Origin of the sequence: Pseudoalteromonas piscicida (assembly GCF_002208135.1) — a bacterium.
GTDB classification, from domain to species: Bacteria; Pseudomonadota; Gammaproteobacteria; order Enterobacterales; family Alteromonadaceae; genus Pseudoalteromonas; species Pseudoalteromonas piscicida_A.
Window position 1 is genome coordinate 1,864,007 of record NZ_CP021646.1, and the last position, 23,173, is coordinate 1,887,179.

The following is a 23,173-nucleotide window of genomic DNA, read 5'->3' on the forward strand; positions in this document are numbered from 1 at the left end:
AATCCTAAATTGCTGGGGCGAAATGCCCCTTTCTTTCCTATACTTAGCGTATATTTTTAAAATAGAGTTGAGTCTATGCCACAACAATCCGTCACCTTTCGATTTTTAGCAGAGCCCACCGACGTCAACTTTGGCGGTAAAGTACACGGTGGTATGGTCATGAAATGGATTGATCAAGCTGGGTATGCTTGCGCCGCGGGTTGGAGCGGTAGCTACTGCGTTACCGTTTCAGTAGCGGGCATGCGCTTCCACCGCCCTATTCTTGTGGGTCAGATTGTTGAAGTTTCCGCGCGCATTGCCCATACCGGAAATACCAGTATGCAGATTTTTATTCAGGTGCGCTGTGGCGATCCAAAAACGCAGCGACTTGTCGAAACCAATCACTGTATCATCAGCTTTATCGCCATGGACCAAGCTGGGTATCCAATTCAAATTCCGCAGTTTAAAGCGAAAACCGAAGAGGAGAAAAAATTAGAAGCCTATGCGGTGAAAATGAAGGAAATAGCGATCCAGACCGAATCGCTATTAGAAGAAACCTTGTCCGATAGTAAATAACATGAAGGTCTGATAACAAAAAGTAAAGTATAGAAGTTCAGCTACGATTGAACTTCTATCAGTTTAAAGGAGCTATTCGGCTCACCAAAAACCACGATATTACACTCACCCCAACTTTTCGGTATATTCCACTGCATATCTTCAGCAAATTTAAATTGTGAAAACTGGTTATCACATCGTACTTCAAGAGTATGAAGTGCGCCTGAAACCTCAGTGATAGCGAAATTGGGTCTGACCAATGCGTGCGTCCAGACATCATCATTTTTGATTTCAGCGGCTATAACAAGCATCTTGCTCTTATCTGCTATCAAAGCAACAATTTCATCTATGACAGGTTGAACTGCTGATTTATATGTGTCTTGTCCATCTAATTCCATTAGTTTTTTATGGTTTTTTAGCGCTCCTTTATATTCCTGCAGCTGGGTTTGGAGCTTAATTGCATTGATAAGGGCGTTGGCGTAGAGTTCAGGTTTAACAATATCCTTGCCGTGCCAGATGATCCCTTTATGCGCCTCAAGCTCTTGTCTAGGTTCCGCTGTTAGTTGAAAGTATCGCGCTTTTACTAAGTTAAAGTAGGCTTCTTCATATCGATTCCAACGACCTTTTCTTGCCAGTTTATCAATATGTTCTTTAGCTTCTACTAGCTTACTTTCATCAAGGAGGTTATTGATGTTGCGATAACTTCTCACAAAACCTCGAGATGCTCCTTCTGCCGCATCTGACATATTGAATGAAAACATCACACTATTTTTGCACTGTTTAATCGGCTTACCATCTTTTGTTGCTGGAGAAAATTGCCAGTTTTTAATTGCTCGCAGTGCAGCGCGTTCGAAGCCTTTCTGTCCAGATGAATTCTCCACTATCGGAGACGCCACTGAACCATCCTCATTGATGATATAGCTCAGCGTAACCCAGCCTTCCCCGCCGACTAACGCAACATTACGTGGATACTGAGGAGCAACTCTTTCAACAGCCGATGCATTTACGATTGTAGATAAATGTAAGTTTGGCTCGCTTGCAGCAAATGCGTCTGTTGTGAGTGAAGCGAATAAAACAGAGGTCATTAAAGTAGATTTAATAAAATTGTCCATATCAAATTATCCGTTATTTATAGAAGCTAATCAGTAATATAGCACAGACTTTATATTACCAACAACGACCCTGAAATGGGACCTGGCTTTGTATTTATCGGGTGAATATTAACTCTAATGAGAGCCGGGGGCGATTTGAAAAACGCGTTCCTTCTTGGCACTAAACTTTGGTTTCTTTAAATTATGTACGTTAGATAATGTGTTGGCGGTAGGGTATTTTAAATTTGAATCTCAAGGTGCAAAATATCTCGGTAATCTTGTCGATAGATTTGGCTAGTTAAGCTACGCTAAAGCAAATTCCTTGCTAATGTAAAAATGACTTTTTCACTAGCCGCTAGTGCGTCGCGTTTACTTAAGTTGCCTTCTTTTAATAATTGTAAGCTTACTTTTTCCGCTTCTTGACTGAGTAGTACATCCATTTTAGTTGGACTTACCGCCCCTTCTGTTAAATCATTAATTATTGCTTGCAACGCAGCTCTACGCTCAGATATCGCGCGGATCAAAATAGGTTTTAAAGGGGATGATTTACAGAGCGCTTCTTGACAGCTTTGGTCAACCTTTCTATTAAACTCCATTATTTACACTCATCTCGTTTCAGGCGATTAAATGCTTGTAATTTTTCTCGTAAGCCTTGAATTGGTTTTATGTCTTCGACCAATTGCTTGTACTCGTATGCTCTAGTGCCAATGATTTGTTCGTTATCTGTGCGTAAACTCGAACGTAAGCTATTTTGGGCCGAAAAAGTATACCGATTCATGTTGCGACTTCCATCAATATTCCATTGTTTACAAGGTTATGCGAAAAATCTGAATAAATGAATTACATGGCATTACAGGGCTGATTGCGAGCAGGATTTTGTGAAAGTCGGGATCAATAGTAAACTTCACTCATCTTAATTCAGACAGAGACCATAGTGGAACAAATCACTATCGAGCCCATCGGCTTTATCCAATCTCCTTATAAACAGAAGTTCGCTATTCCGAGACAACCAAGGCTTGTCCCAGAGGCAAAAGCCAAGCTTAGATTTGTTGGTGAATTCAATCGCGAAGAATTTGTTCGTGGTATTGAAGCGTTCACGCATATTTGGTTGTTGTTTCGTTTTCATGAAACCGCTGATAAAGGTTACTCTGCGCTTGTACGCCCTCCGAGACTCGGTGGTAATGAACGTAAAGGCGTATTTGCAACTAGAGCGACTTTTCGACCCAACGGCATTGGCATGAGTGCTGTAAAGCTCGAGGGCGTAGAATATAAAAATGGTCAGCTGGATTTATTGCTCTCTGGCGTAGACTTATTGGACGGTACACCAATCATTGACATTAAGCCGTATCTTCCCTATTCCGATGCCTTGGTGGATGCCACGGCAGGCTTTGCTGATACTCGGCCAGAAACGCAGATGTCTGTTAGCTTCTCAGACGAAGCTATCGTTTTTATTGAAAAACAGAAAAACTATCCAGAACTTCAGCAATTCATTACTAATGTACTGAAGCAAGATCCTCGTCCTGCTTATAAAAAGAAACGCACATCACAGCAGGACTATGGCATGAGTTTGTATGATTTTAATATCCGTTGGACTGTGGATGGCGAGCATAATCATGTCACTGAAATTTCGTTAGCAAAATAGCAAATTCAGCGGCTTGCCAATAAACTTATAAATTATGAAGATGTTTAGGTATTAAAGCTTTTTAAGCGGCAACTGCACTGCTAGAATAGCCGCCAATAAGAGAACAATAAGTAACTTATACTGGAATAAGAATGCGTACGAGTGAATATATATTAGCGACTCTAAAAGAGACGCCGTCTGATGCAGAGGTGGTAAGCCACCAGCTAATGCTTAGAGCGGGTATGATCCGTAAATTGGCTTCAGGTCTTTATACTTGGCTACCATCAGGCCTAAAAGTTTTCCGCAAAGTAGAGAGAATTGTCCGTGAAGAAATGGACAAAGCGGGAGCGATTGAGCTGCTAATGCCAGTGATCCAGCCTGCAGAGCTGTGGGAAGAGTCAGGCCGTTGGGAGCAGTTTGGTCCTGAACTACTTCGTATTAATGACCGTCATGGCCGTCCATTTGCACTTGGTCCAACGCATGAAGAAGTGATCACTGATCTTGTACGTCGCGAAATCAACAGCTATAAGCAACTGCCGATCACACTTTATCAAATCAGTACTAAAGTACGTGACGAAGTTCGTCCACGTTTTGGTGTGATGCGCGCGCGTGAATTCACCATGAAAGACGCCTATTCATTCCACATGACTGACGAGTGTCTTGAAAAAACATATCACAAGATGTTCCAAGCTTACTGTAACATTTTTGATCGTTTAGGCGTTGACTACCGCCCAGTTATTGCTGACAGCGGTTCGATTGGCGGTAATTTATCGCATGAATTCCATGTACTTGCAGAGTCTGGTGAAGATGCGATCGCATTCAGTGATGAAAGTGACTACGCTGCAAACATTGAAAAGGCTGAAGCGCTTGCACCAACTGAAGCTCGCCCAGCGCCAAGTAAAGAACTTAATACGTTTGACACACCTGAAGCTTTCACCATCGCTGAGCTAAAAGCAAAACATGGCGTTAAACCACACCGTGGTGTGAAAACACTCATCGTGTATGGCACACCAGACGAAGACGGTAAACGTGGTCTTGTCGCGCTTATCGTTCGTGGCGATCATGACTTAAATGAGCTTAAAGCTGAGAAATTAGCACAAGTGGATTCACCGCTCGAGATGGCGAGCGAAGAAGACATTGTTAACGCTATTGGTGCAAAACCTGGCTCTTTGGGACCTGTCGGTCTTTCAATGCCTATTATTGTCGATCGCAGCGCAGCTATCATGGCTGATTTTGTTGCCGGTGCAAACAAAGATGGTGTTCATTACAGTGGGATTAACTGGGACAGAGACGTAAACGCTTATACTGTTGAAGATATCCGTAACGTGGTTGAAGGCGATCCAAGCCCTTGTGGTAAAGGTAAAATCCTTATCAAACGTGGTATCGAGGTAGGTCACGTGTTCCAACTTGGTACTAAGTACTCTGAAGCAATGAAAGCTGGCGTACTTGGCGAAGAAGGGAAGAACCAAACATTAACCATGGGTTGTTATGGTATTGGTGTTTCTCGTATCGTTGCCGCTGCAATCGAGCAAAATAACGATGATTACGGTATCAAATGGCCTGTTGCTATTGCGCCATTTGAGTTGGCAATCGTGCCAATGAATATGCATAAGTCTCACCGTATCCCAGAGATCGCAGAAAAGTTCTATACCGATCTACAAAATGCAGGGATTGATGTGTTATTCGACGACCGTAAAGAGCGTCCAGGTGTTATGTTTAACGATATGGAACTTATCGGTATTCCTTATACCCTAGTGATTGGCGAGCGTAACCTTGATGAAAATAAGGTTGAACTGAAAAACCGTCAAACTGGCGAAAAACTGATGCTGGATATTGAATCTGCGGTTGAAACAATCGTTAATGCAATTAAAAGCAAATAAGCCTAGTTAAATTGCACAATAAAAGAGCATACAGGTGTATGCTCTTTTGTCATATTAGCTTCTCCTAACTGCCCCGCCACTGTCATCTTTGCCTCTTAGCATTGTCATTATTACGCTAAAGAGCCAAGCCATGAAAACAACATACTATCCGAGTATTTGGATCTCAGACGTACACTTGGGCTACAAGGACTGTAAAGCGAAGTTCTTGCTAGATTTTCTCAACAAAACTGAATGTGATGTACTCTATCTGGTTGGTGATATCGTTGATCTATGGTCAATGAAACGCCAGTTTTTTTGGGATCCATCCCACTATCAGGTATTAGAATGCATACAAAAAAAAGCGGGATCTGGTACACGCGTTATCTACATACCGGGTAATCACGACGAAACCTTCAGAAACTATGTTGGACAAACGCTTTTTAAAGTCGAAGTGCATAAAACCTTTATTCATACCACTTCTGCAGGTAAGCGATTTTTATTACTGCACGGCGATGATTTTGACTCGGCAACAAGATACAACAAACTGATCAGTATCATTGGCGATGCCGCTTATGATTTTCTACTCTTCTTAAATCGCTGGACCAATCGCGTACGACGCTTATATGGCGGTCATTACTGGTCGCTTGCATCTTGGCTGAAAAACCGCGTGCATAAAGCCAGAGAGGCCATTGCCGCATTCGAGAACGCAGCAATTCATGAAGCGAAGAAGCAAGGTGTTGACGGTATTATCTGCGGACATATCCATCAGCCGGAGATCCGTGTTGTCGACGGTATTGTTTACTGTAATGATGGTGATTGGATAGAAAACTGCACGGCATTGGTTGAAAACCAAGAAGGTCGTATCGAATTGCTACATTGGTCAGATGTACAATCGGTTCTCAACGTAGTTGAAATTGAAAACATGAAAACTGATAATATTGAAGCCGCTTAATTAGCGGCTTCATTTCCTAATTTAGTCAGTCATCTTTTAATAGCTTATGCAGTAAATCGATGCGTTTATTGATACGCTTGTTTTGCACGTACGACTCTGCGCTTAAGCTCATCATTAAAATCAAAAATATGTATAAAACGGGTTGTTCAATAATTTCTGAGTAGCGATAAATTAAAAATACGGCTGCCGTTAGCATAGCGATGATCTGGTAGAATCGTCGCTTATTGTTAGGCCTCAGCGAATTAAACTCTTTTAGTATCGCTTCCTTTCGCGACATATCCTCAAACAGCGCCTGAGGACAATCCTGATTTTCCTTCATATATATGCTTTCACTTATTTTTAGCGAAGTTATATTCGAAATAAACAATTTCCGCTTTTCGTTAGGTGCGTTATATCACAAATGTAGTCATTGCCCAGACAATTATACCCAAAATAAACACAAAAATACCATATTGAAAGTGCCTCACCATTGGGAACACCGCTTTATCCGTGCGCTCAATAGATAAAGGATATTGCCAATGCGTTAACGCAAGTAAGAGTGGCTCAGCCTCTACGCTCATGCCAGAGAGTGAAACCGTCGCGCCATACTCAGTATCAAAGACCAAATCAACAATATGATTACGACGAGTCGAAGAAGTCAACCTATCTAAATCGCTGACTGTAAACGTATTCCAGTGTACCTTAATATCGTTAACTTCATCCTTTTTTACCTCTCGTGCTTGTTTATCTGTAAACAGTAACGCAGGTAAAAACAAACTATCTTCCTCAACCTTAATTTCGTTACAGGGTGAGTGATAAACAAAATAGTGTTTATCACTGATAAGTACAGACGTCAACCAATAGCTCAAATACGTGAGCACCAAAAATACCAAACCCGCTATGTAATTTTGTGACGAGTAAAGAATGAAGCAGGTCATCAGAGCAAAAGCCCCTACCACCATCCAAACAATATGCAGCTTATGCTTAGGCGTCGGTAGTGCACATCGTAACACGGAGAATCGCGCTTCAATATCGCGATTGCTATTCATAAATAAAGGAAATAATCTTGCAAGGCTAGTGGGAGTTGAACGCATAGCTGATCTCCTATCTGCATCCGCATCTGCCGTCGGTTGAATGTTTTGGTCAAAACCAGATGCCGACACAAGCGCGGTGAGTTTATCAGCTTGCCGTAAACACGAAAATGAATAGACCGCAGGCTCCTCACTTTCTGAAAGATAACTTATACCAATATAATTGAGTTGCTTGTTACAACCCGTAGATACTTCAGTCACAGTTGAAAGCGGTATCACACGCTCACCTATTCTCCGAATACGTACATTCAATAACGATAGTTGTTTAGTGATAACAAACTGCTTTTGTGCAGGGTCAAACATTAAACGATTACGGTATGCAAATAGTAACAAAGAAATCACTAAGTAGATCAGAGCTTCCAAAAAACTTGACCCGACTAAGTGAAAAACCGACGAAAACAAGAATAAAATGGCTATGCCGTTAGTAACCGATTCACTGACTGACTTAAGTACCGAGGTTGATGTCATCCTACATTCCTTGAGTGACTAAAATTGAAACCTACGACTTGCGCAAGCTATCCAGATAAACAGCACGCTAAATTACAAAAAGTTAAATTCTGAATAAGGCGTTTATCGTACAGAAAAACGCCATAATTCTCAATGACTCACACCTAACTGAAGCTTTACCTAAACAATACGGTTTCTTTATTAAACCATTTAACGCAGCACACGAGTAACCCTGCTGCTAAAACGGCAGAAGCGCCAAAAATTAACGCGACGTAGCCATAATCGACCGTACCTTTGATGATTTCTTTAATCGCTAATGCCACATTGGTAATTGGGATCAATGCTGTTTTAGCGGTTAACTCCATATTTGGCATTAAGGACATCACAATGGGAATGAAAATACCCATGCTGAGTGGCCCCATGTAGTTTTGTGCTTCTTTAAAGGTTCTGGCGTAAATTGAAATGGCAAGTGTTAGCGACGAAAGCATCACAGCAACAGGAAGCAACAACGCAAAAATCAACACAAAGTCTATTAATGCAACCGACGAGAAGGCGTTTTTAATAACGTCTAGTTCGACAAAGCTACTGGCAATTCCTATCCACAGCGCCATGCTGGAGACCGTGATAAGCGCACAGAATATTGAACTACTCAATACGGTTAAAAATTTACCCAACACTAACTCTGTGCGAGAAATTGGCGTTAACAACAGCGTCTCTAAAGTGCCACGCTCTTTCTCTCCAGCGCCTAAATCAATAGCTGGATAGCTTGCCCCCATCAATACCAGCGGAATTAACATGTAAGGGATAAATGCGCCTAACTTCTCACCTAAATTTTCACGTTTGTCAGCAGTGTCCACTTTAATAATCGATATGGGTTGGAGCACTGCCGCTTGCTCCACTTGCGACAATCCCAGTGAAGTTAACTTCGCCGCTCTGAGTTCATCAGAAAAGTTCTTAGCAAGTTTAGACAAACGATCGTATATAAAGTTGATAGATTGAGCATCGTTAAACACGATTTTCCATTCACTTTTTACGCCAGACTCCAGATTTTCAACCGGATCGGATGGAATAAAAACTCCAACATCGATCACGCCACTTCGTACAGCATCACTCAGCGCTTCGACGCTATCAAGCTTGAGCTCACCAGCATATTTCTTAAAACTTTTATGATAAAAAACCTGCTCAGAGAACTTTTCAGCATAGGCTTCATTTGCGATGTAATACGTATGAACTTCTTGCTCCGCTTCCATGGCGGCTTGTGATGCCATAAAGCCTACCAAGGCCATAATCACTGGAAATACCAACATCGGCAGTGCAATCACAAAGAATAGTGTTTTGCGGTCACGCAGCAGCTCTCTAATTTCTTTTAAAAATACCTCAAACATGCTGTGCTCCCGTCAACAAATTCAAAAATGCCTGATTTAGCTCTTCACTTTGCCCTTTCGTTTTGAAATCAGCCAAGCTGCCATCAAAGCAGGTGATCCCTTTATCGATAACAGACACCCTATCGCACAATAATGCGACTTCATCTAGGTGGTGGGTAGAAAATATAACAGGTGTACCACGCGCTTTGAGGTCGCGAATAAAAGAGATAACCGTTTGTGTGGTCATAATATCAAGACCCGTCGTTGGCTCGTCTAATACGACGACTTTAGGGTCGTGTACCACCGCCCGAGCAATATTGGTCTTTTGTTTCATACCGGTCGACAGGTGTTCAGCCCTTTTATCTAAAAAGGTCTCCATCTCTAAGCGTTGAAACAGCTCATCGCATTTCGCTTTTAATGCTTTTCCTTTTAAACCATGAAGTCGCGCAAAATATTCAACATTTTCTTTGGCGGTAAGACGTCCATATAACCCTGTTGACCCTGATAAAAAGCCGATGGACTTGCGAGCAATTACGGGCTTTTTCACAATATCCTGACCATCCACTAAGATAGTACCAGCATCCGGCGTCAACGCAGTAGAGAGCATACGCAAAGTGGTGGTTTTTCCCGCCCCATTGGGGCCAAGCAATCCAAGTACTTCTCCTTGCCCACAGTGCAGGTTAACCTCTTCTACACTGTGAAAAAAACCATCACGCTCGCGAGGATCCGTTTGACTCTTTTTCTTTTTATGTTCGCGAGTCAGAGCGAAGCGTTTTTTTAATCCATTGATAACTATCATGCTACTTCCTTCTTTTCGGCCTGAAATAGTCCGTATTCTGATAAAATTCTAAATCTTGTGGCTCATGCCAGTTTGGGATCCCAAGCAGCGGAATGGGTGACATTTTGGTATTGTCTTCAAGCAACCCATCATTGATCAGTGCGACCAATTTATCGTCTAACCAACGATATTGTTCGCTTAGTGAAAGTTGCCAAAATTCAGCATCAACATTGATACACACCAGTTTTCCCGTCAGCCCAATAAAGGGATTGGTTAGCATCTCGTAGTTTGCGTGGCCAAATACAAAAGGCTTTAGGTTTTGCTGCCATTCTGAGCGATTATCGTAAAATACATTCTGCCATTGGTGTGATTTAAAGGCATCACGCCATTTATCATCATCGATTGCCAACACCAAACCACACTCATCAAAGAGTGTTAACGCGTTACGCTTTTTACTCCGCTGCTTTAAACCAAACTGTTCTATTTCTTCGATATGTAGGGCATTTAACAAAGCTTTTGTTTTTGGGAATAAACACCAGATCAACGCACCAAATAAATCGTGCCAGTTTTGACTACGCGTCGGTACCTGGTGGGTTTCAAAGATAATCTCTTCATAGTATTTATCGCCAAAGTCTATCGTTTCATCGGCCACAAACTGGGTATCGTACTGTTGCACGCTAATGCTGTTTACATGCGATGACAACCACTGGGGGCTTGGCCAGTCTTGCTGGCTTTTTAAGTCAAAAAGCTGATTTAAATGGGAAAACGGCTCTGCATGTAAACATGCAACCTGCCACGCCTCAGGCGCTGTAAACTTTTTCATTTGATTGAGATACTTATCATGCAATTAGCCGACTATTTTACTGAAGCACCGGATACTTGGCAAAAGCCAATTGTAAATGAGCGTAACAGGCTACATCGCATGCTAAAATTAAGGTAATTAACCTGAGCTTCGGATAATTAATGCCTTTCTAGCAGCCAGTTTTAGCGCTAACTGCGTTGAATTCACTTCCAATAGCCAGCTATTGGTGCATAAATTCGCCTTGTTATCCCTAAAACTGACTGGCTAGATAAGGGTATAATTTAATATGGCATTAAAAACAATGAGTTAGTTCATTCCTTATGCAAACCTCAGGTTAATTATTAAAAATTGTGCTGTGATCTGTACCAGCTACGGATTTTCATTAATTTCTATCTCCTTTAGCCGTCTTGTCCCGCTCGAACTTTTACGGATTTTATGTTACTACTTATGGGTTCTTAACAAGTAAAAGAAAGGCAATTATGAAACTTAAACTGACGCTCAGTGCTCTATCTATGGCGGTGCTTGCGGGCTGTGTTAGCACGAGCAATAACCCCCAAGACATTGATACTGCATACAATAGTATTAACGATGCTCAACTCAGAGCCCATATTAAAACCCTTGCCTCTGACGAATTTGGCGGTCGCGCTCCGTCAACAAAAGGTGAAGAGCTAACGCTTGCCTATTTAACCAAACATTTTAAAGCGCTTGGCTATCAACCAGGCAATGGCAACAGCTTCTTACAAGAAGTGCCGCTTGTTTCGCTTGAAGCCGATCCTAATATGACCTTAACAATCGGTGGCAAAAACTACGAATATAAAAAAGACATGGTGATGGGCTCAGCCCGCATCAGCGAACTCGAGTCAATCAAAGATTCAGAACTTGTTTTCGTTGGCTATGGGGTTAATGCACCTGAATACGACTGGAATGACTATGAAGGCCTGGACGTGAAAGGCAAGACAGTGGTGATGCTAGTAAACGATCCAGGCTTTGCTAATCCTGACTCAGGTAAATTTACCGGTGAAGCAATGACCTATTATGGCCGTTGGACGTACAAATACGAAGAAGCTTCACGCCAAGGTGCTGCAGGTGCGATCATTATTCATGAAACTGCGCCAGCTTCTTATCCTTGGAGCGTAGTGGAAAATTCTTGGAGTGGCCCGCAGTTTGGCTTCCAAAAAGAAAATAACAACATGGACCGCGTTGCGGTTGAAGGTTGGGTAACAGTAGACGTTGCTAAAGAGCTATTTCAAAAGGCTGGACTTGATTTTGACACAGCAAAGAAAAAAGCTGCTGAAGGCGCATACCACGTTGATATGGGCAACCTAAGCGCGTCAGTTACCGTCAAAAACACCATCAAAAAATCAACTTCGTATAACTTTATCGCCACCCTACCAGGTAGCAAAAAGTCTGACGAGCACATCATCTACTCAGCACATTGGGATCATTTAGGTACCGATCCAAATCGTAAAGGCGATCAGATCTATAACGGCGCACATGATAATGCTAGCGGTACAGGCGGTATGATTGAGGTAGCTGAAGCCTTTACTAAACTACCAACTCGCCCTAACCGTTCAATTACATTTTTGGCCGTAACGGCTGAAGAGCAAGGTCTGTTAGGCTCTAAATTTTATGCTGCAAACCCTGTTATTCCAGCAGAGAAAACCGTTGCTAACATCAATATGGATAGCCTAAATTTATTGGGTAAAGTAAAAGACATCAGCGTAGTTGGTATTGGTAAATCGGAACTCGATGAAATGCTAGAAACCGCAGCAAAAGCGCAAGACCGCGTCGTTTCAGGGGATCCACGTCCTGCCGCTGGTGGTTACTATCGCTCCGATCACTTCGCATTTGCGAACATGGGTGTGCCTGCAATGTACGCCGGTGGTGGAACCGAAGCACGTGACGAAGAGACTGAAACCTATCGTAAACGTATGGGTTTAGTACTGCGTGGTTGTTATCATCAGCCTTGCGATCGCTACCGTGAAGAGTGGGATTTAAGCGGAGCAATCCAGGATCTACAGCTGTTCTTTAAAGTTGGCTATGATGTCTCTGAGCAAGACGCTTGGCCAAAATGGAAAGCAACCGCAGAGTTCCAAAGAAAATAATGCAAATGATATTGATTTTCATTTAAAATAAAATTAAAGTGCAACTTAGACAATACACGGGTTGCACTTTATGTTTTCATCTCTACTTCGATACTCTCAACCAGCACATGGCGCTAAGGTGAGTTTATTGTTCAACAAACGGCTAATTTTACCCCTCGTTATTATTGTACTTTTAGCATTTGAAACGGCGAGACCAATTGTAGTCAGCGCGCTGAGCGACGCATTTTTTCAAGTCAGCGTTTTTGTTGCCGCTACTCTACTCGTGTACTACTTTCTTGTTGACAGAATTCCACAGCTTAATCTCAGTTATCTGAGTACCAAATCCCCTATTCTCGAAATTGGTATGGCGTCAATATTAGGCGCGTTGCCAGGCTGTGGTGGTGCGATTATCGTGGTCACTCAATTTACCAAAAAACAAGCAAGCTTTGCTTCAGTTGTCGCAGTGCTTACTGCGACGATGGGAGATGCAGCGTTTTTGCTACTCGCCAAAGAGCCGCTGACAGGCCTCACTATCATCGCGATGGGGGTTGGTGTGGGTATCGTGAGTGGGCTATGTGTGCACTTAATTCATAAACCCGACTTTTGTGTCCCGCAGACCATCAATGAGGTCGAAGAAGAAACCTTACACGCGAGCCGTGCGTTTAGTTTAAGCCGTAAGGTGTGGAAGCTATGCTTACTACCTAGCCTTGCAATTGCACTCGCGATTGCTTTTAACGTCGACTTAGCACCTTTTGATACAGAAATTGCATGGCTTGGTGCAGCATTATGTCTTTTTGCTGTGTGTGTGTGGGCACTTAATTCAAAAGGCGTCAGCTATAAAGATATCACCTGTGAAGAAGGTGAATGCGACCCACCTTCAAAGCTCACCAGAGTGCTGCAGGACACGCACTTTGTGACCGCTTGGGTCGTTGCAAGCTTTTTGCTTTACGAGCTATCTACCGCGTATTTAGGACTTGATCTCGCAGTTTGGTTTAAAGACTATGCGTTGTATGCACCACTGGTGGCCATTCTTGTAGGGTTATTACCAGGCTGTGGGCCTCAAATTGTCGTTACAACGCTTTACCTACAAGGAGTCGTGCCATTTAGTGCCCTTGCAGCCAATGCCGTTGCTAACGATGGCGATGCGTTATTTCCAGCGATAGCATTGGCACCAAGGGCGGCGCTATTTGCCACCATCTACTCTGCAGTGCCTGCATTTATCGTGGGTTACGGCCTCTACTACATTAATTTGGCTTAATACTTGAGTACGTCGACAAAGTGATCTGACGCAGGCTCAAGCACAATCTGGCAGTTTTGGGTTATGAGTTCAATTAAATCTGACCGCTCGTAACTGATTAATGGCCGGAAAGGGCGAATAGCGGACGGTCAAATAAACTTTTTGTTGGACAAAAACGTTTTAGGTCGTCGGCTGTATTAGGCGAATTTCGCATAAAAGTTTCTATGGACTAACGCCCTGTTAATGGGCAAATTTGCTGGGTTGGTTTTTGCCCGCGCAGCGGATTAGCAAAAGCGACACAGTAAAATTTGTCCTATTAAACAGTTTGTTATACACGTTACATAGTTAAAATAAAAGCTATGACAAATGCGATGCTAAACGAGATAAGAGTAGCTTTTTTGTCCATGTTGGATATTTTGTATCTCATTAAGCCTGAAAAAGAAGGTACTATTTCCTTTTGATGCTCTTCGCCAACAGAAAGATCACCTATTTGAATACCAAAAGTAGCACAAATAGATTTAACTGATTCTGGTGAAGCTACACCTGATTTTTCAATTCGCTGAATTGTTCTTAAGCTGATACCGCTTACCTCAGCAAGGTGGGACTGACTCCAGGCTTTTGACTCTCTGAGTTGTTTTAGTTTTGCTTTATCTAATTTCATTTCCATTACTGTTTCCTCCGATATAAAAGTTCAAACTATTATCGAGAGAAACCCTATTTTTCGATACGACATCAATATGACAACCCGACGTCATTGTTGCGTCATAAGTGTATAACAATTTAATATCGAGCGATTGGGTCGTTTTTCTACAGCAATCTGTCTAGTTTTTGTCCCATGACTATTGATAGCAAATTTAGGAAATACTTACCAGCATTGAAGTTACGTTACATCAATCTAAATGTGAACACGACAAAAACGACCCACAGGGTCGTTTTCCTGACTATGGAAGAAACTCAATGAATATGGATATATACACAGTGTTTTAGATGAAAGGATGAACGCCAGCTTTTCGCTCAAAGCCACCCTTAGAGCATTTACGTTAACTCATTTTGGGGCAGAAACATGTTAGTACCGCAGTCCGCACCTGCCCAATAGCTGAAATGTCAGAATTCATAGAGCTCTATATTTGTACTCTGTCAGGTTAAAAATTAGCGCTTATTCACTTAATTGTGTCCACTTAATTGAATAAGTCACTTTACTCACTTGGATGATAATGGCGAATACCATTGTCATCCACCATGACGTAACAGCTATCGTGGTTTTGAATCGCTTTGTAAAACACCTCGTCATATAGCAGCTTTTCACTTTTCGTTTCACCACCAACTCCTTGATAACTGACCAACATGTGACATTCGGAAGAACAAATCGCTGACACCCACCACTAATTTGCACCTTTCTAAGATCCTGCCTAAGCTTTAATTCTGCACTCAAAGGATTGAGGAAACCTAGCTATAGCGACTGCCCGTAATAGACAAATTAGTTTAACCGACACCAAATACTACCACTGTATCTCCCGTTGCGTAAGGCGCACCTTTCTCTGCGGTGAAGATAAATTTACCGGAAAATCATACGAACACCGCCGAGATTGGGTTGAAGAAAAGCTCCTGATGCTGGGGTCTGTGTTTTGTATTGATATTTGTGCTTATGCCGTGATGAGTAATCACACCCACATTGTTTTATATGTTGATGATAGAAAGGCTAAGCGCCTGTCTGATAAAGCAGTTGTGATACGATGGCACAAGTTGTTCAAAGGTAATTGGATAAGCCAAAAATTTATTGAAGGTGAAGCACTTAATGAGTCGGAGCAATTGATACTCGATGAGCTGGTTGATAAGTACAGAGAAAGGCTCGCAGATATTAGCTGGTTTATGCGAGTACTCAACGAAGACATCGCCCGCAGAGCAAATAAAGAAGATAATTGTACAGGCCGGTTTTGGGAGGGACGATTTAAATCCCAAGCATTACTGGATGAGGCAGCATTGGTTGCGTGTTTAGCATATGTAGACTTGAACCCCATTAGAGCCAAAATCGCAGCAACGCCTGAAACCTCAGACTACACCAGCATCAAAAAACGCATTGACCATACGAAATTAGGTAAACAACCTAAAAGCCTACTACGCTTTGCTGGCAGCCCACGAAAACACATGCCAAAAGGCCTACCTTTTGAACTTAAATCTTATATTGAATTGGTTGAACTCACAGGTCAGTGTATTCGAGCCGACAAGCGAGGCCATATAAACGAAGCACAACCCATACTCACTCGACTAAATATAGAGCCTGAGAACTGGATAAAACTCACTACGCAATTTTCACGTGTATTCCATGGTGCCGTTGGTCGAGAGCGAACAATAACCGCTTACTGTGAAACTCTGCAAAAACGACGACGGACAAACCTAACAAACTGCGAGCGCTTGTTAGCTTAGCAAAACTCACATTCTCAATTCTCGAATTTCTTTCTGTTGTATTAACAGCACGTTGTCGTGCGCGATAACCCAGTTTTACTGTAGCGATACGCTTATACGCCAAAGGTCACCCTATCTAAGAACTCTTTTGTCCATATTCTTTTAGTGTTTCCGTACTTTTTAATCTCACTTTGCCAGCATAGGTAAAAATAACGGTGGGTGTCTGGTTTAAATGTTCACCTCACTTGTTTTTACCTCACTTGTTTTTACCCCTTGTTTTTAACTATGAGTGGTTAGATATTTATAATTATGAGCGACCTCATGATTCACTTGGCGATATGACACCAATTGGCTATCTTGAGGCTGCATAAAATTCTATGAAATAGCTGTACTAAATTGGGTGGAGTTACAAGCATAGATACAAATAATGGTGGGTATCATCAATGATTCAATCAATGATTATGAGTTGTATCGACTGATTTAGGCAGCGATGAGATCGCATTAAGAGATTACGGCGTAACGCCCCTATATGTGTTTGCCGTAAACGATTTTAACGGCTAACCGACATAGCGAAGTGAACAGATTTAAGAATTGCAGATACATATTAGCTGCTTAAAAGCAGCTAAAAAGAACCGTTATGCTTACTTGACCCGAGAAGGTTCATATGTGTTACGCAGCAGCATACGCTTCAATCTCTAATAACCAATTCTCCTCAAAAATATCAGCAATTATTACTGTGAGTGCTGGGTTATGACTTCCTAATAACTCTCTTCTAACAGTTCCATTTGTATCTGCGAATTCACGAGATGATAGATATGTAGTCACCTTTACAAGATTCTTTGCTTCCATATCAGCAGCTTTTAGTTGTTCTAGAATGTTGCACCAAGTTAATCGACATTGTGACTCAAAGTCTCTTGGTACATCTCCATTTTTTCCTACGGGGATCTGCCCACTTATAAAAAGGAGTCTATTTGCATTCTCAACTAAAAGAGCCTGACTGTAACCTCCTATTGCTTTTGGCGTGCTATCGGAGTTTATTTTCGTAAGTTTAAACACTTCTACCTCCTTGAGGCATAACATTTTAGTATTTATGCGACACGCATTTCCTAGCAAGTGTAATCAGTTTAGCTAGTGTTATGTAAGCTTTCCCTACATTGCTCAGCGCTTATTATGTATTCATTACACCTAAATTTGGCTTAATAAGCAATTATATTTTTTACGCGTACTGAGGCCGCTAGCCTGAGCAATTAAGCAGGTTAACTAATTGATTTTAATTAGCTATCGAGCTGCCAACTCGTTCGTTCTACTTTGGTCGTTGTTGCATCTAACTTGAATACGCCAATTAGCCGCAAGATACCTGCTCGACAATGCTGACAAGGCCAATGCGGTATCAGTATCACGTTTTCTGTCTTTGGTCTCTTTGCTCTGCATGTGCATGACGCCTGCGACCTTATCAGCGCTTATTCACTTAATTGTGTCCACTTAATTGAATAAGTCACTTTACTCACTTGGATGATAATGGCGAATACCATTGTCATCCACCATGACGTAACAGCTATCGTGGTTTTGAAACGCTTTGTAAAACACCTCGTCATATAGCAGCTTTTCACTTTTCGTTTCACCACCAACTCCTTGATAACTGACCAACATGTGACATTCGTGACAAATAAGCGGATTCACCAAGCGCTTGTCAGCAGCTTTGACTACTGCGGTTACTTCATACACTTTACCGTGCTCTTTATTTTTGAACCAAGTCATACACTAATTTCGCTCCAATTAAATCACTCAGTGCTGTTCCTACAGACTTAAACAAAGTAATTTCGTTCTCGTTACTTCGACCTAGGTTATTTTTAGTCATTTCGCTAAGCTCTGCAACCACCTTATCGGGGCTAAATTTACCTTCACTGATTGGTAACAACAATTCGCCCGCCTCGTTCAATACATTGGCGCGACTATCTACAAAAACGCGACTCTTAGTTACCGTTGTGGTATCAATTTCTCGACAATCTTTATGGTGATTGCCAATGCAGTCTATATGCGTGCCATCGCTCAGCCACTCTCCATTGAACAAAGGCGTATGACTGCCTGTTGCACAGCTGATCACGTCTGCCGAAGCAATAACAGACGCTGTTGCCTCCTGATACAGTGAAAATTCCATTCCCGGATGCTGCGAGGACAATAGCTCCAGCAACAGACGTCCTTTTTCAGTATTGCGTGCAATTATTGAAATTTTTCTATAACTCCTAACACTTAAATGCGCATTAATCATGTAACTGGCTAAATTGCCTGAACCGAAGAAAACCAAATGTTTGGCATGCTTAGGTGCTAAATACTCCGCGGCTAATGCTGACACAGCAGAGGTTCTCCACAACGTTACTTCGGTGCCGTCCACAAGCGCGAGCGGCTCACCGAACTGCCTAGAAAACAGCATGATTTTCGAGTAAAGGGAGGCTTTATCGTACTGGTTGTTATCTGGGAAATAAGTAAACGCCTTTACGCCAATCACATCGGCATTCCAAGCTGGTAAAACAGCAAAAGCATCATGATTGATGTGACTATTATCTAGCTCAAAGACTTGCCGTGTTGGTGTACCTGCTGGTTGCGCAAACCCCTGTTTAAGCGCCTGAATTAAGCTTGGGTAGTTGAGACTATCCGCGACCTCTTGGCGAGTAATAATTTGCATCATCATTCCTTAGTTTGTTAGCTGAAATACTTGTGGCGCGTGGGTTAAGCATTCAAAACCATTTTCAGTCACCAGTACATCTTCTTCCAAGCGCACACCACCATAATTTGGAATGTAAATACCAGGCTCTATGGTAATGATATTGCCGGCTTCTAATTGGTGATCGACCCCAGGTTTAATAAACGGCTGCTCGTGTAGAAATAGCCCCACACCGTGACCAAGTCCCTCGCCTGCGTATTGTGAAAAATCACTATGACTTAACACATCGTGTGATGCGTTATTTAAATCTATGCAGTTAACGCCTGCTTTTATTAGCGCCAACGCAGCTCGTTGCGCATGTTGAACCGTGTCATAAATGGCTTGTTGTTGCTTCGTCGGCTCCCCTAACACGTAACTTCGCGTCATATCAGAGCGATAGCCGCTTATCACCGCACCAAAGTCGATAAGTACCAAATCGCCTAGGTTAAGTTTTGTCTGTCCTGGGTTTCCGTGCGGTAAGGAAGAACGAGCACCAAATAATAGGATTGTGTCAAAAGAGAGACCTTCGGAGCCTAGCTTTTGCATCTGATACTCAAGCTCAATTGCCGCTTCTCGCTCAGTGATCCCTACTTTTAACAAAGGCAGTGTATGGGCAAGCGCCGAGTCAGCTATCTCGGCGGCACGTTTGATACAGTTAATTTCATCACTACCTTTAACTTGTCTTAGTGATTCCACCCACAGCGGCGCGGCAACAAGCGTGGTATTTTTTGCACTGATGTTTAATGAGACATAATCTGCGTGACTGATTTGATGCGCTTCAAATGCAAGCTGTCGCGGCCCATCCAATAATCTAAAAATACAATCAGGTAACGTTTCTTTATCACGATTTCTTAAAATGACTTCGACTCCCACCGCTTCATTGCTAGCACGCTCAAAGTAACGATAATCGGTAATGAGTCGGTGTCGCCCATTTGAAGACATCAACAATGTTGCTGCATGACCGGTGAAGCCAGTTAAATATACAATATTCTCGTAGCCATAAATAATGATAGCGTCGCTTTGATGTTGTTGTAATTTATTGACTAAGCGTTGCTGTCTGGCTGCGTAATCTATATTCATGGTAATAAGAACTCTCTTTGCATCGCACTATTTTGGTTTAAGTTAAACGGATCCTGAGAACTAAATACAGCTCCTTGCGATGCTTTTTGAAAATAAGCCAAGAACTAGGTGCATAACACCTAGTCTTGGCTGTCTCCAGGGAAATTAAAACGTAAACCTTGCAACTAATGACGCGTAACGCTCAGTTTGTCGTAACGTTGTAATGCCATAGTCAGGATTAACGATTAAGCCATTTTCACCATCTAAAGAACGCTGTTCATTGATCCCAAGCGCTTTATCACTGTTTAGTAGATTATAAACGGTGCCCTTGAGTAACAAATCATGTCCCATGATGTCGGTAGAGTAACTGAGTGATAAGTCTACCGTGGTTGCCCAAGGAAGATTACCTACACTACCACGAGGGGTTGGGTTACCATTTTCATCGTAATGCGAAACATGGCCGTAATATTTACTCACGCAAGCATCCCAAGGGTTACCAGGCGCACAGCTATCTACACCGACAGGGTGTTTTGAGAAATAGTTAGTCGGGCGACCTGATGACGTTCTTGCAACCAGCCCCAGAGTTAACTCATCTGTGATATCGTAAGAACCTGATACTTTTATTGAATGGCGATGGTCGTTCGGCAAATTACCATACCCGTGATCCATCAGATCCGCGTAATCATAGGAAGTTGTCCAACCTGGATCGGCCTGATCGTTATCGGTTTTCACTAAACCTTCTGTATTACCATAGCTATGTGACCAAGTATAAGAAGAATTAATCCGTAACTTGTCGGTAATATTTCCTTCTAAGGTAAATTCAAGTGCCAGATATTTACGCACTGCTTGTTGCAGGGCAAGCTCTTCTGCACTGAGCGTCACTTCATCGACTTGACCATCGCCATCAAAGTCATAACTCATGGTGATCGCTTCACCCGGGTTATTTAGCACATAGTAAGAACCCTGACCGACATTGTCTTGGATACCGAGTTCAGCCAATTTCTTCGCAAGTACGGGGCCTACATCCGTATCTTCGACACTGCGTCCGAGATCTCGATAAATCGCCCTAACCCCAAATGCCATATCGTCAAAAACTGTGGTCTGGTATCCCAAAGTCAATTCATCAGAATACATCGGCTTAAGGGTTGATGAGGCAATCAAACCGGGCTCTGTAATTCCGCGTTGGCGCCAGCGTCTATCTCGAAGCATGTCCCCTCGACTTGGCGAGCCATCACTTAATAAAACAGGATAACCATCACTGTCTACTTGCTCTAGGTCGAAATACTCAAACCACTCTACTGAAGCCGAGCCTTGAGTGACATTCATGTTAGCAGACACAGGTTGAAAGTATCGCCCGTAAGTAAAGAAAACTTTGGATTCGCCATCACCATTTAGGTCATAAATCGCTTGAAATCTAGGCGCAAGTTGGTTATCCATATCAACAAATGCTCTGCCGTCGGTGACGGTATTTTCAAACTGACTATAACGCAGGCCCAGATTTAACACGAGTTGGTCGGTGACTTGCCAAGAATCATTCACGTAGAAAGCAAGCGAGTTAACCTCAGAGTCAACCGTCCTAGTCCTCACTCGGCGTTCAATATAATCTTGACCTAGCGCAGCACCGGAAATACTCCCTTCACCAGCGGTTTTAATTGTCCACCAACCTTCAGCATCACCAAGACCATTTTGACCTTCAAAATAATCTACTGTCACTTTGGTATAATCGACACCAAACAAAATGGCGTGGTAGTCCAAATCGATATTAAAATCTATTCTCGCTTGGTCACGGATAAATTCTTGCTCAGAAACACCGCTTGCCGTGTGGCTTGATAACGTTACCGTTCCTTCTCTTTCATCCCAAACACCAGGCATAGTTGAAGCAACGATATTTTCTACATTTTCTGTGACTCGACCCACGACCGCAGACACAGAAAAGAAGTCTGAAAAGTACCCATTATAGTTGATGCTGTAAACCTTACCGCCATCTTCACCTGGAGCCGCGACACCTTGTTTATCGCCAATCGCATCGCTTTCCCAATCATAAGCATAGGTTTGTCTCGTCCATTCTCTTTTGTTATTCATGGCTGAAAAGCCGATTGAGTGATCTTCATTGATGAACCAATCTAGTTTTGCAAACCAGCGGTCTTCATCTCTGCTTCTGTCATTGAAGGTCGTTTGCCCAGCCCAACGATTAACCTCCCGTCGAGGCGCATACAGGCCATAGTAAAATAAGCTGTCTTCAATGAGTGCACCACTCGCCCAGATCTGCAGTTCTTTGAACGAGTCATAATCTTGCTCGGTATTTATGTTGATGGTGCCATTATCTAAATAATTAGAGTCGTGATAACTATGGCTTGATGAAGGATCGACCCTCACTTCTGCGCCGAGGTTAAACTCGTTATCACCAGATTTAGAAATTGCATTAACGATCCCCCTAGTGCACCACCAAATTCAGGGCTAATTCCCCCCGTTTTGATTTGGGTTTGCGAAATGGCTTCCCAAGGTAAGCGAATTGAACCTAAACCCGTTTGAATACTCGTGACATTTAGGCCATTAAAGTAATAGCCATTTTCTGCTGACGAAGAACCGCCAAAGCTTGATGCACCACGAAATGAACTACCACCAGGTTCAGCGGTACCCGGTGCGAGTAACGCGATACTTTCAAAGCCGGTGTTTACTGGCATAACTTTAAGCTCTGCGTCTGTAAAGGTTACGCCAGCCGTTGACGAGGCCATATCAACACGTCGGATAGCCGTACCAGTTACCGCTATCCGCTCTATATCCTGTCCTTGTTGTAATAGTTGAGCGTCTAAGATCAGCGCCTGTCCAATATTAAGCTCAACATCCTCTTCAATAACGTTTTCAAATCCTGCTTTATTAATTGACACGCTGTAACGACCAACAGGCAAATTACGTAAAATGTATTCGCCCTTGCCATTAGTTTGTACAGCAAACTTCAGCCCCTTAGTTTTATGTGTAAAGGTCAATTGAGCCTGCGATAACTCAAGACCTTGACTATTAACGATGCTCCCTTTCACAGTGCTATTGCCATCTGCAGCAAATGCTGTAGTAGTCCCCAATGCTAGAGCAAGTGCTGATGCTGTGAGTGATTTACACAGTGTTTGCGCTGTTTTTTTGTTATTACGCATATTATTGTCCTTTTGTTCCCAT

22 protein-coding genes and 2 pseudogenes are annotated in these 23,173 nt (G+C 42.6%); 8 read left to right on the forward strand and 16 right to left on the reverse strand.

The window, feature by feature from the left end; all coding sequences use genetic code 11:
- The first annotated feature begins 75 nt into the window (after nucleotides 1-75).
- A complete protein-coding gene (locus B1L02_RS08805; protein WP_010372647.1) occupies nucleotides 76-555 on the forward strand; it encodes an acyl-CoA thioesterase in 480 nt (159 codons plus the stop codon).
- Between the two features lie 41 nt (nucleotides 556-596).
- Here B1L02_RS08805 and B1L02_RS08810 read toward each other — a convergent pair whose 3' ends face one another.
- The 3 genes from B1L02_RS08810 to B1L02_RS08820 all read right to left on the reverse strand — a co-directional run bounded on the left by B1L02_RS08810 (nucleotide 597) and on the right by B1L02_RS08820 (nucleotide 2,403).
- Nucleotides 597-1,646 (reverse strand): energy transducer TonB, encoded by a 1,050-nt coding sequence (locus B1L02_RS08810; RefSeq protein ID WP_088530731.1) that lies wholly within the window; start codon nucleotides 1,644-1,646, stop codon nucleotides 597-599.
- Nucleotides 1,647-1,933: 287 nt separating this feature from the next.
- Nucleotides 1,934-2,221 carry a hypothetical protein gene (locus tag B1L02_RS08815; RefSeq protein WP_088530732.1) on the reverse strand — a complete coding sequence of 96 codons (288 nt, stop codon included), beginning with the start codon at nucleotides 2,219-2,221 and terminating at the stop codon, nucleotides 1,934-1,936.
- Nucleotides 2,221-2,403 carry a hypothetical protein gene (locus B1L02_RS08820; protein ID WP_010372639.1) on the reverse strand — a complete coding sequence of 61 codons (183 nt, stop codon included), beginning with the start codon at nucleotides 2,401-2,403 and terminating at the stop codon, nucleotides 2,221-2,223. Before B1L02_RS08820 ends, B1L02_RS08815 begins: the two co-directional genes overlap by 1 nt.
- Before the next feature lie 156 nt (nucleotides 2,404-2,559).
- Between B1L02_RS08820 and tsaA the strand changes: the two genes are divergently transcribed.
- The 3 genes from tsaA to B1L02_RS08835 all read left to right on the forward strand — a co-directional run bounded on the left by tsaA (nucleotide 2,560) and on the right by B1L02_RS08835 (nucleotide 6,057).
- On the forward strand, nucleotides 2,560-3,267 hold the full coding sequence (gene tsaA / locus B1L02_RS08825; protein WP_039495969.1) for a tRNA (N6-threonylcarbamoyladenosine(37)-N6)-methyltransferase TrmO: 708 nt from the start codon (nucleotides 2,560-2,562) through the stop codon (nucleotides 3,265-3,267).
- A gap of 131 nt (nucleotides 3,268-3,398) precedes the next feature.
- Nucleotides 3,399-5,126 carry a proline--tRNA ligase gene (locus tag B1L02_RS08830; protein WP_088530733.1) on the forward strand — a complete coding sequence of 576 codons (1,728 nt, stop codon included), beginning with the start codon at nucleotides 3,399-3,401 and terminating at the stop codon, nucleotides 5,124-5,126.
- 130 nt (nucleotides 5,127-5,256) lie between these two features.
- Entirely contained in the window at nucleotides 5,257-6,057 is an 801-nt protein-coding gene (locus tag B1L02_RS08835) for a UDP-2,3-diacylglucosamine diphosphatase (protein ID WP_088530734.1), read from the forward strand.
- 25 nt (nucleotides 6,058-6,082) lie between these two features.
- Here the strand turns inward: B1L02_RS08835 and B1L02_RS08840 are convergent, their stop codons facing one another.
- The 5 genes from B1L02_RS08840 to B1L02_RS08860 form a co-directional block, all read right to left on the reverse strand.
- Nucleotides 6,083-6,376, reverse strand: a complete 294-nt coding sequence (locus B1L02_RS08840; RefSeq protein WP_088530735.1) for a hypothetical protein — start codon at nucleotides 6,374-6,376, stop codon at nucleotides 6,083-6,085.
- Between the two features lie 70 nt (nucleotides 6,377-6,446).
- The gene (locus B1L02_RS08845) at nucleotides 6,447-7,595 is read right to left on the reverse strand and encodes a hypothetical protein (protein WP_088530736.1); all 1,149 of its coding nucleotides are present in this window, start codon (nucleotides 7,593-7,595) and stop codon (nucleotides 6,447-6,449) included.
- 155 nt (nucleotides 7,596-7,750) lie between these two features.
- Nucleotides 7,751-8,959, reverse strand: coding sequence for an ABC transporter permease (locus tag B1L02_RS08850; protein ID WP_088530737.1), 1,209 nt, complete (start codon nucleotides 8,957-8,959; stop codon nucleotides 7,751-7,753).
- Nucleotides 8,952-9,737, reverse strand: coding sequence for an ATP-binding cassette domain-containing protein (locus B1L02_RS08855; protein WP_088530738.1), 786 nt, complete (start codon nucleotides 9,735-9,737; stop codon nucleotides 8,952-8,954). Before B1L02_RS08855 ends, B1L02_RS08850 begins: the two co-directional genes overlap by 8 nt.
- A 1-nt stretch (nucleotide 9,738) precedes the next feature.
- Entirely contained in the window at nucleotides 9,739-10,539 is an 801-nt protein-coding gene (locus B1L02_RS08860) for a DUF3025 domain-containing protein (RefSeq protein WP_088530739.1), read from the reverse strand.
- Between the two features lie 458 nt (nucleotides 10,540-10,997).
- Between B1L02_RS08860 and B1L02_RS08865 the strand changes: the two genes are divergently transcribed.
- Together B1L02_RS08865 and B1L02_RS08870 are read left to right on the forward strand one after the other, a co-directional pair.
- Nucleotides 10,998-12,623, forward strand: coding sequence for a M28 family metallopeptidase (locus B1L02_RS08865; RefSeq protein ID WP_088530740.1), 1,626 nt, complete (start codon nucleotides 10,998-11,000; stop codon nucleotides 12,621-12,623).
- Nucleotides 12,624-12,693: 70 nt separating this feature from the next.
- Nucleotides 12,694-13,860, forward strand: coding sequence for a putative manganese transporter (locus B1L02_RS08870; RefSeq protein WP_088530741.1), 1,167 nt, complete (start codon nucleotides 12,694-12,696; stop codon nucleotides 13,858-13,860).
- A 316-nt stretch (nucleotides 13,861-14,176) separates the two neighbouring features.
- On the opposite strand, the gene B1L02_RS08875 is transcribed toward B1L02_RS08870, so the two are convergent.
- On the reverse strand, nucleotides 14,177-14,506 hold the full coding sequence (locus B1L02_RS08875) for a helix-turn-helix transcriptional regulator (RefSeq protein WP_088530742.1): 330 nt from the start codon (nucleotides 14,504-14,506) through the stop codon (nucleotides 14,177-14,179).
- A 529-nt stretch (nucleotides 14,507-15,035) separates the two neighbouring features.
- Entirely contained in the window at nucleotides 15,036-15,185 is a 150-nt protein-coding gene (locus B1L02_RS08880; protein WP_167651249.1) for a hypothetical protein, read from the reverse strand.
- A gap of 106 nt (nucleotides 15,186-15,291) precedes the next feature.
- Between B1L02_RS08880 and B1L02_RS08885 the strand changes: the two genes are divergently transcribed.
- Nucleotides 15,292-16,263, forward strand: coding sequence for a transposase (locus B1L02_RS08885; RefSeq protein ID WP_088530744.1), 972 nt, complete (start codon nucleotides 15,292-15,294; stop codon nucleotides 16,261-16,263).
- A 194-nt stretch (nucleotides 16,264-16,457) separates the two neighbouring features.
- Nucleotides 16,458-16,613 (forward strand): integrase core domain-containing protein, encoded by a 156-nt coding sequence (locus B1L02_RS25175; RefSeq protein ID WP_157757228.1) that lies wholly within the window; start codon nucleotides 16,458-16,460, stop codon nucleotides 16,611-16,613.
- A 298-nt stretch (nucleotides 16,614-16,911) separates the two neighbouring features.
- Here the strand turns inward: B1L02_RS25175 and B1L02_RS08895 are convergent, their stop codons facing one another.
- The 6 genes and pseudogenes from B1L02_RS08895 to B1L02_RS08915 form a co-directional block, all read right to left on the reverse strand.
- Nucleotides 16,912-17,298, reverse strand: a complete 387-nt coding sequence (locus tag B1L02_RS08895; protein ID WP_197696993.1) for a RidA family protein — start codon at nucleotides 17,296-17,298, stop codon at nucleotides 16,912-16,914.
- Between the two features lie 218 nt (nucleotides 17,299-17,516).
- Nucleotides 17,517-17,702, reverse strand: a pseudogene (locus B1L02_RS23730) (IS91 family transposase); the annotation flags it as partial.
- Nucleotides 17,703-17,742: 40 nt separating this feature from the next.
- Nucleotides 17,743-18,000 carry a hypothetical protein gene (locus tag B1L02_RS08900; RefSeq protein WP_017217477.1) on the reverse strand — a complete coding sequence of 86 codons (258 nt, stop codon included), beginning with the start codon at nucleotides 17,998-18,000 and terminating at the stop codon, nucleotides 17,743-17,745.
- Nucleotides 17,981-18,925: an ornithine cyclodeaminase family protein gene (locus B1L02_RS08905; protein ID WP_088530747.1), complete on the reverse strand. Its 945-nt coding sequence runs from the start codon at nucleotides 18,923-18,925 to the stop codon at nucleotides 17,981-17,983. The genes B1L02_RS08900 and B1L02_RS08905 overlap by 20 nt, the downstream gene beginning before the upstream one ends.
- Before the next feature lie 9 nt (nucleotides 18,926-18,934).
- Nucleotides 18,935-20,023 carry a M24 family metallopeptidase gene (locus B1L02_RS08910; RefSeq protein WP_088530748.1) on the reverse strand — a complete coding sequence of 363 codons (1,089 nt, stop codon included), beginning with the start codon at nucleotides 20,021-20,023 and terminating at the stop codon, nucleotides 18,935-18,937.
- A gap of 144 nt (nucleotides 20,024-20,167) precedes the next feature.
- Nucleotides 20,168-23,151, reverse strand: a pseudogene (locus B1L02_RS08915) (TonB-dependent receptor).
- Nucleotides 23,152-23,173 lie beyond the last annotated feature (22 nt).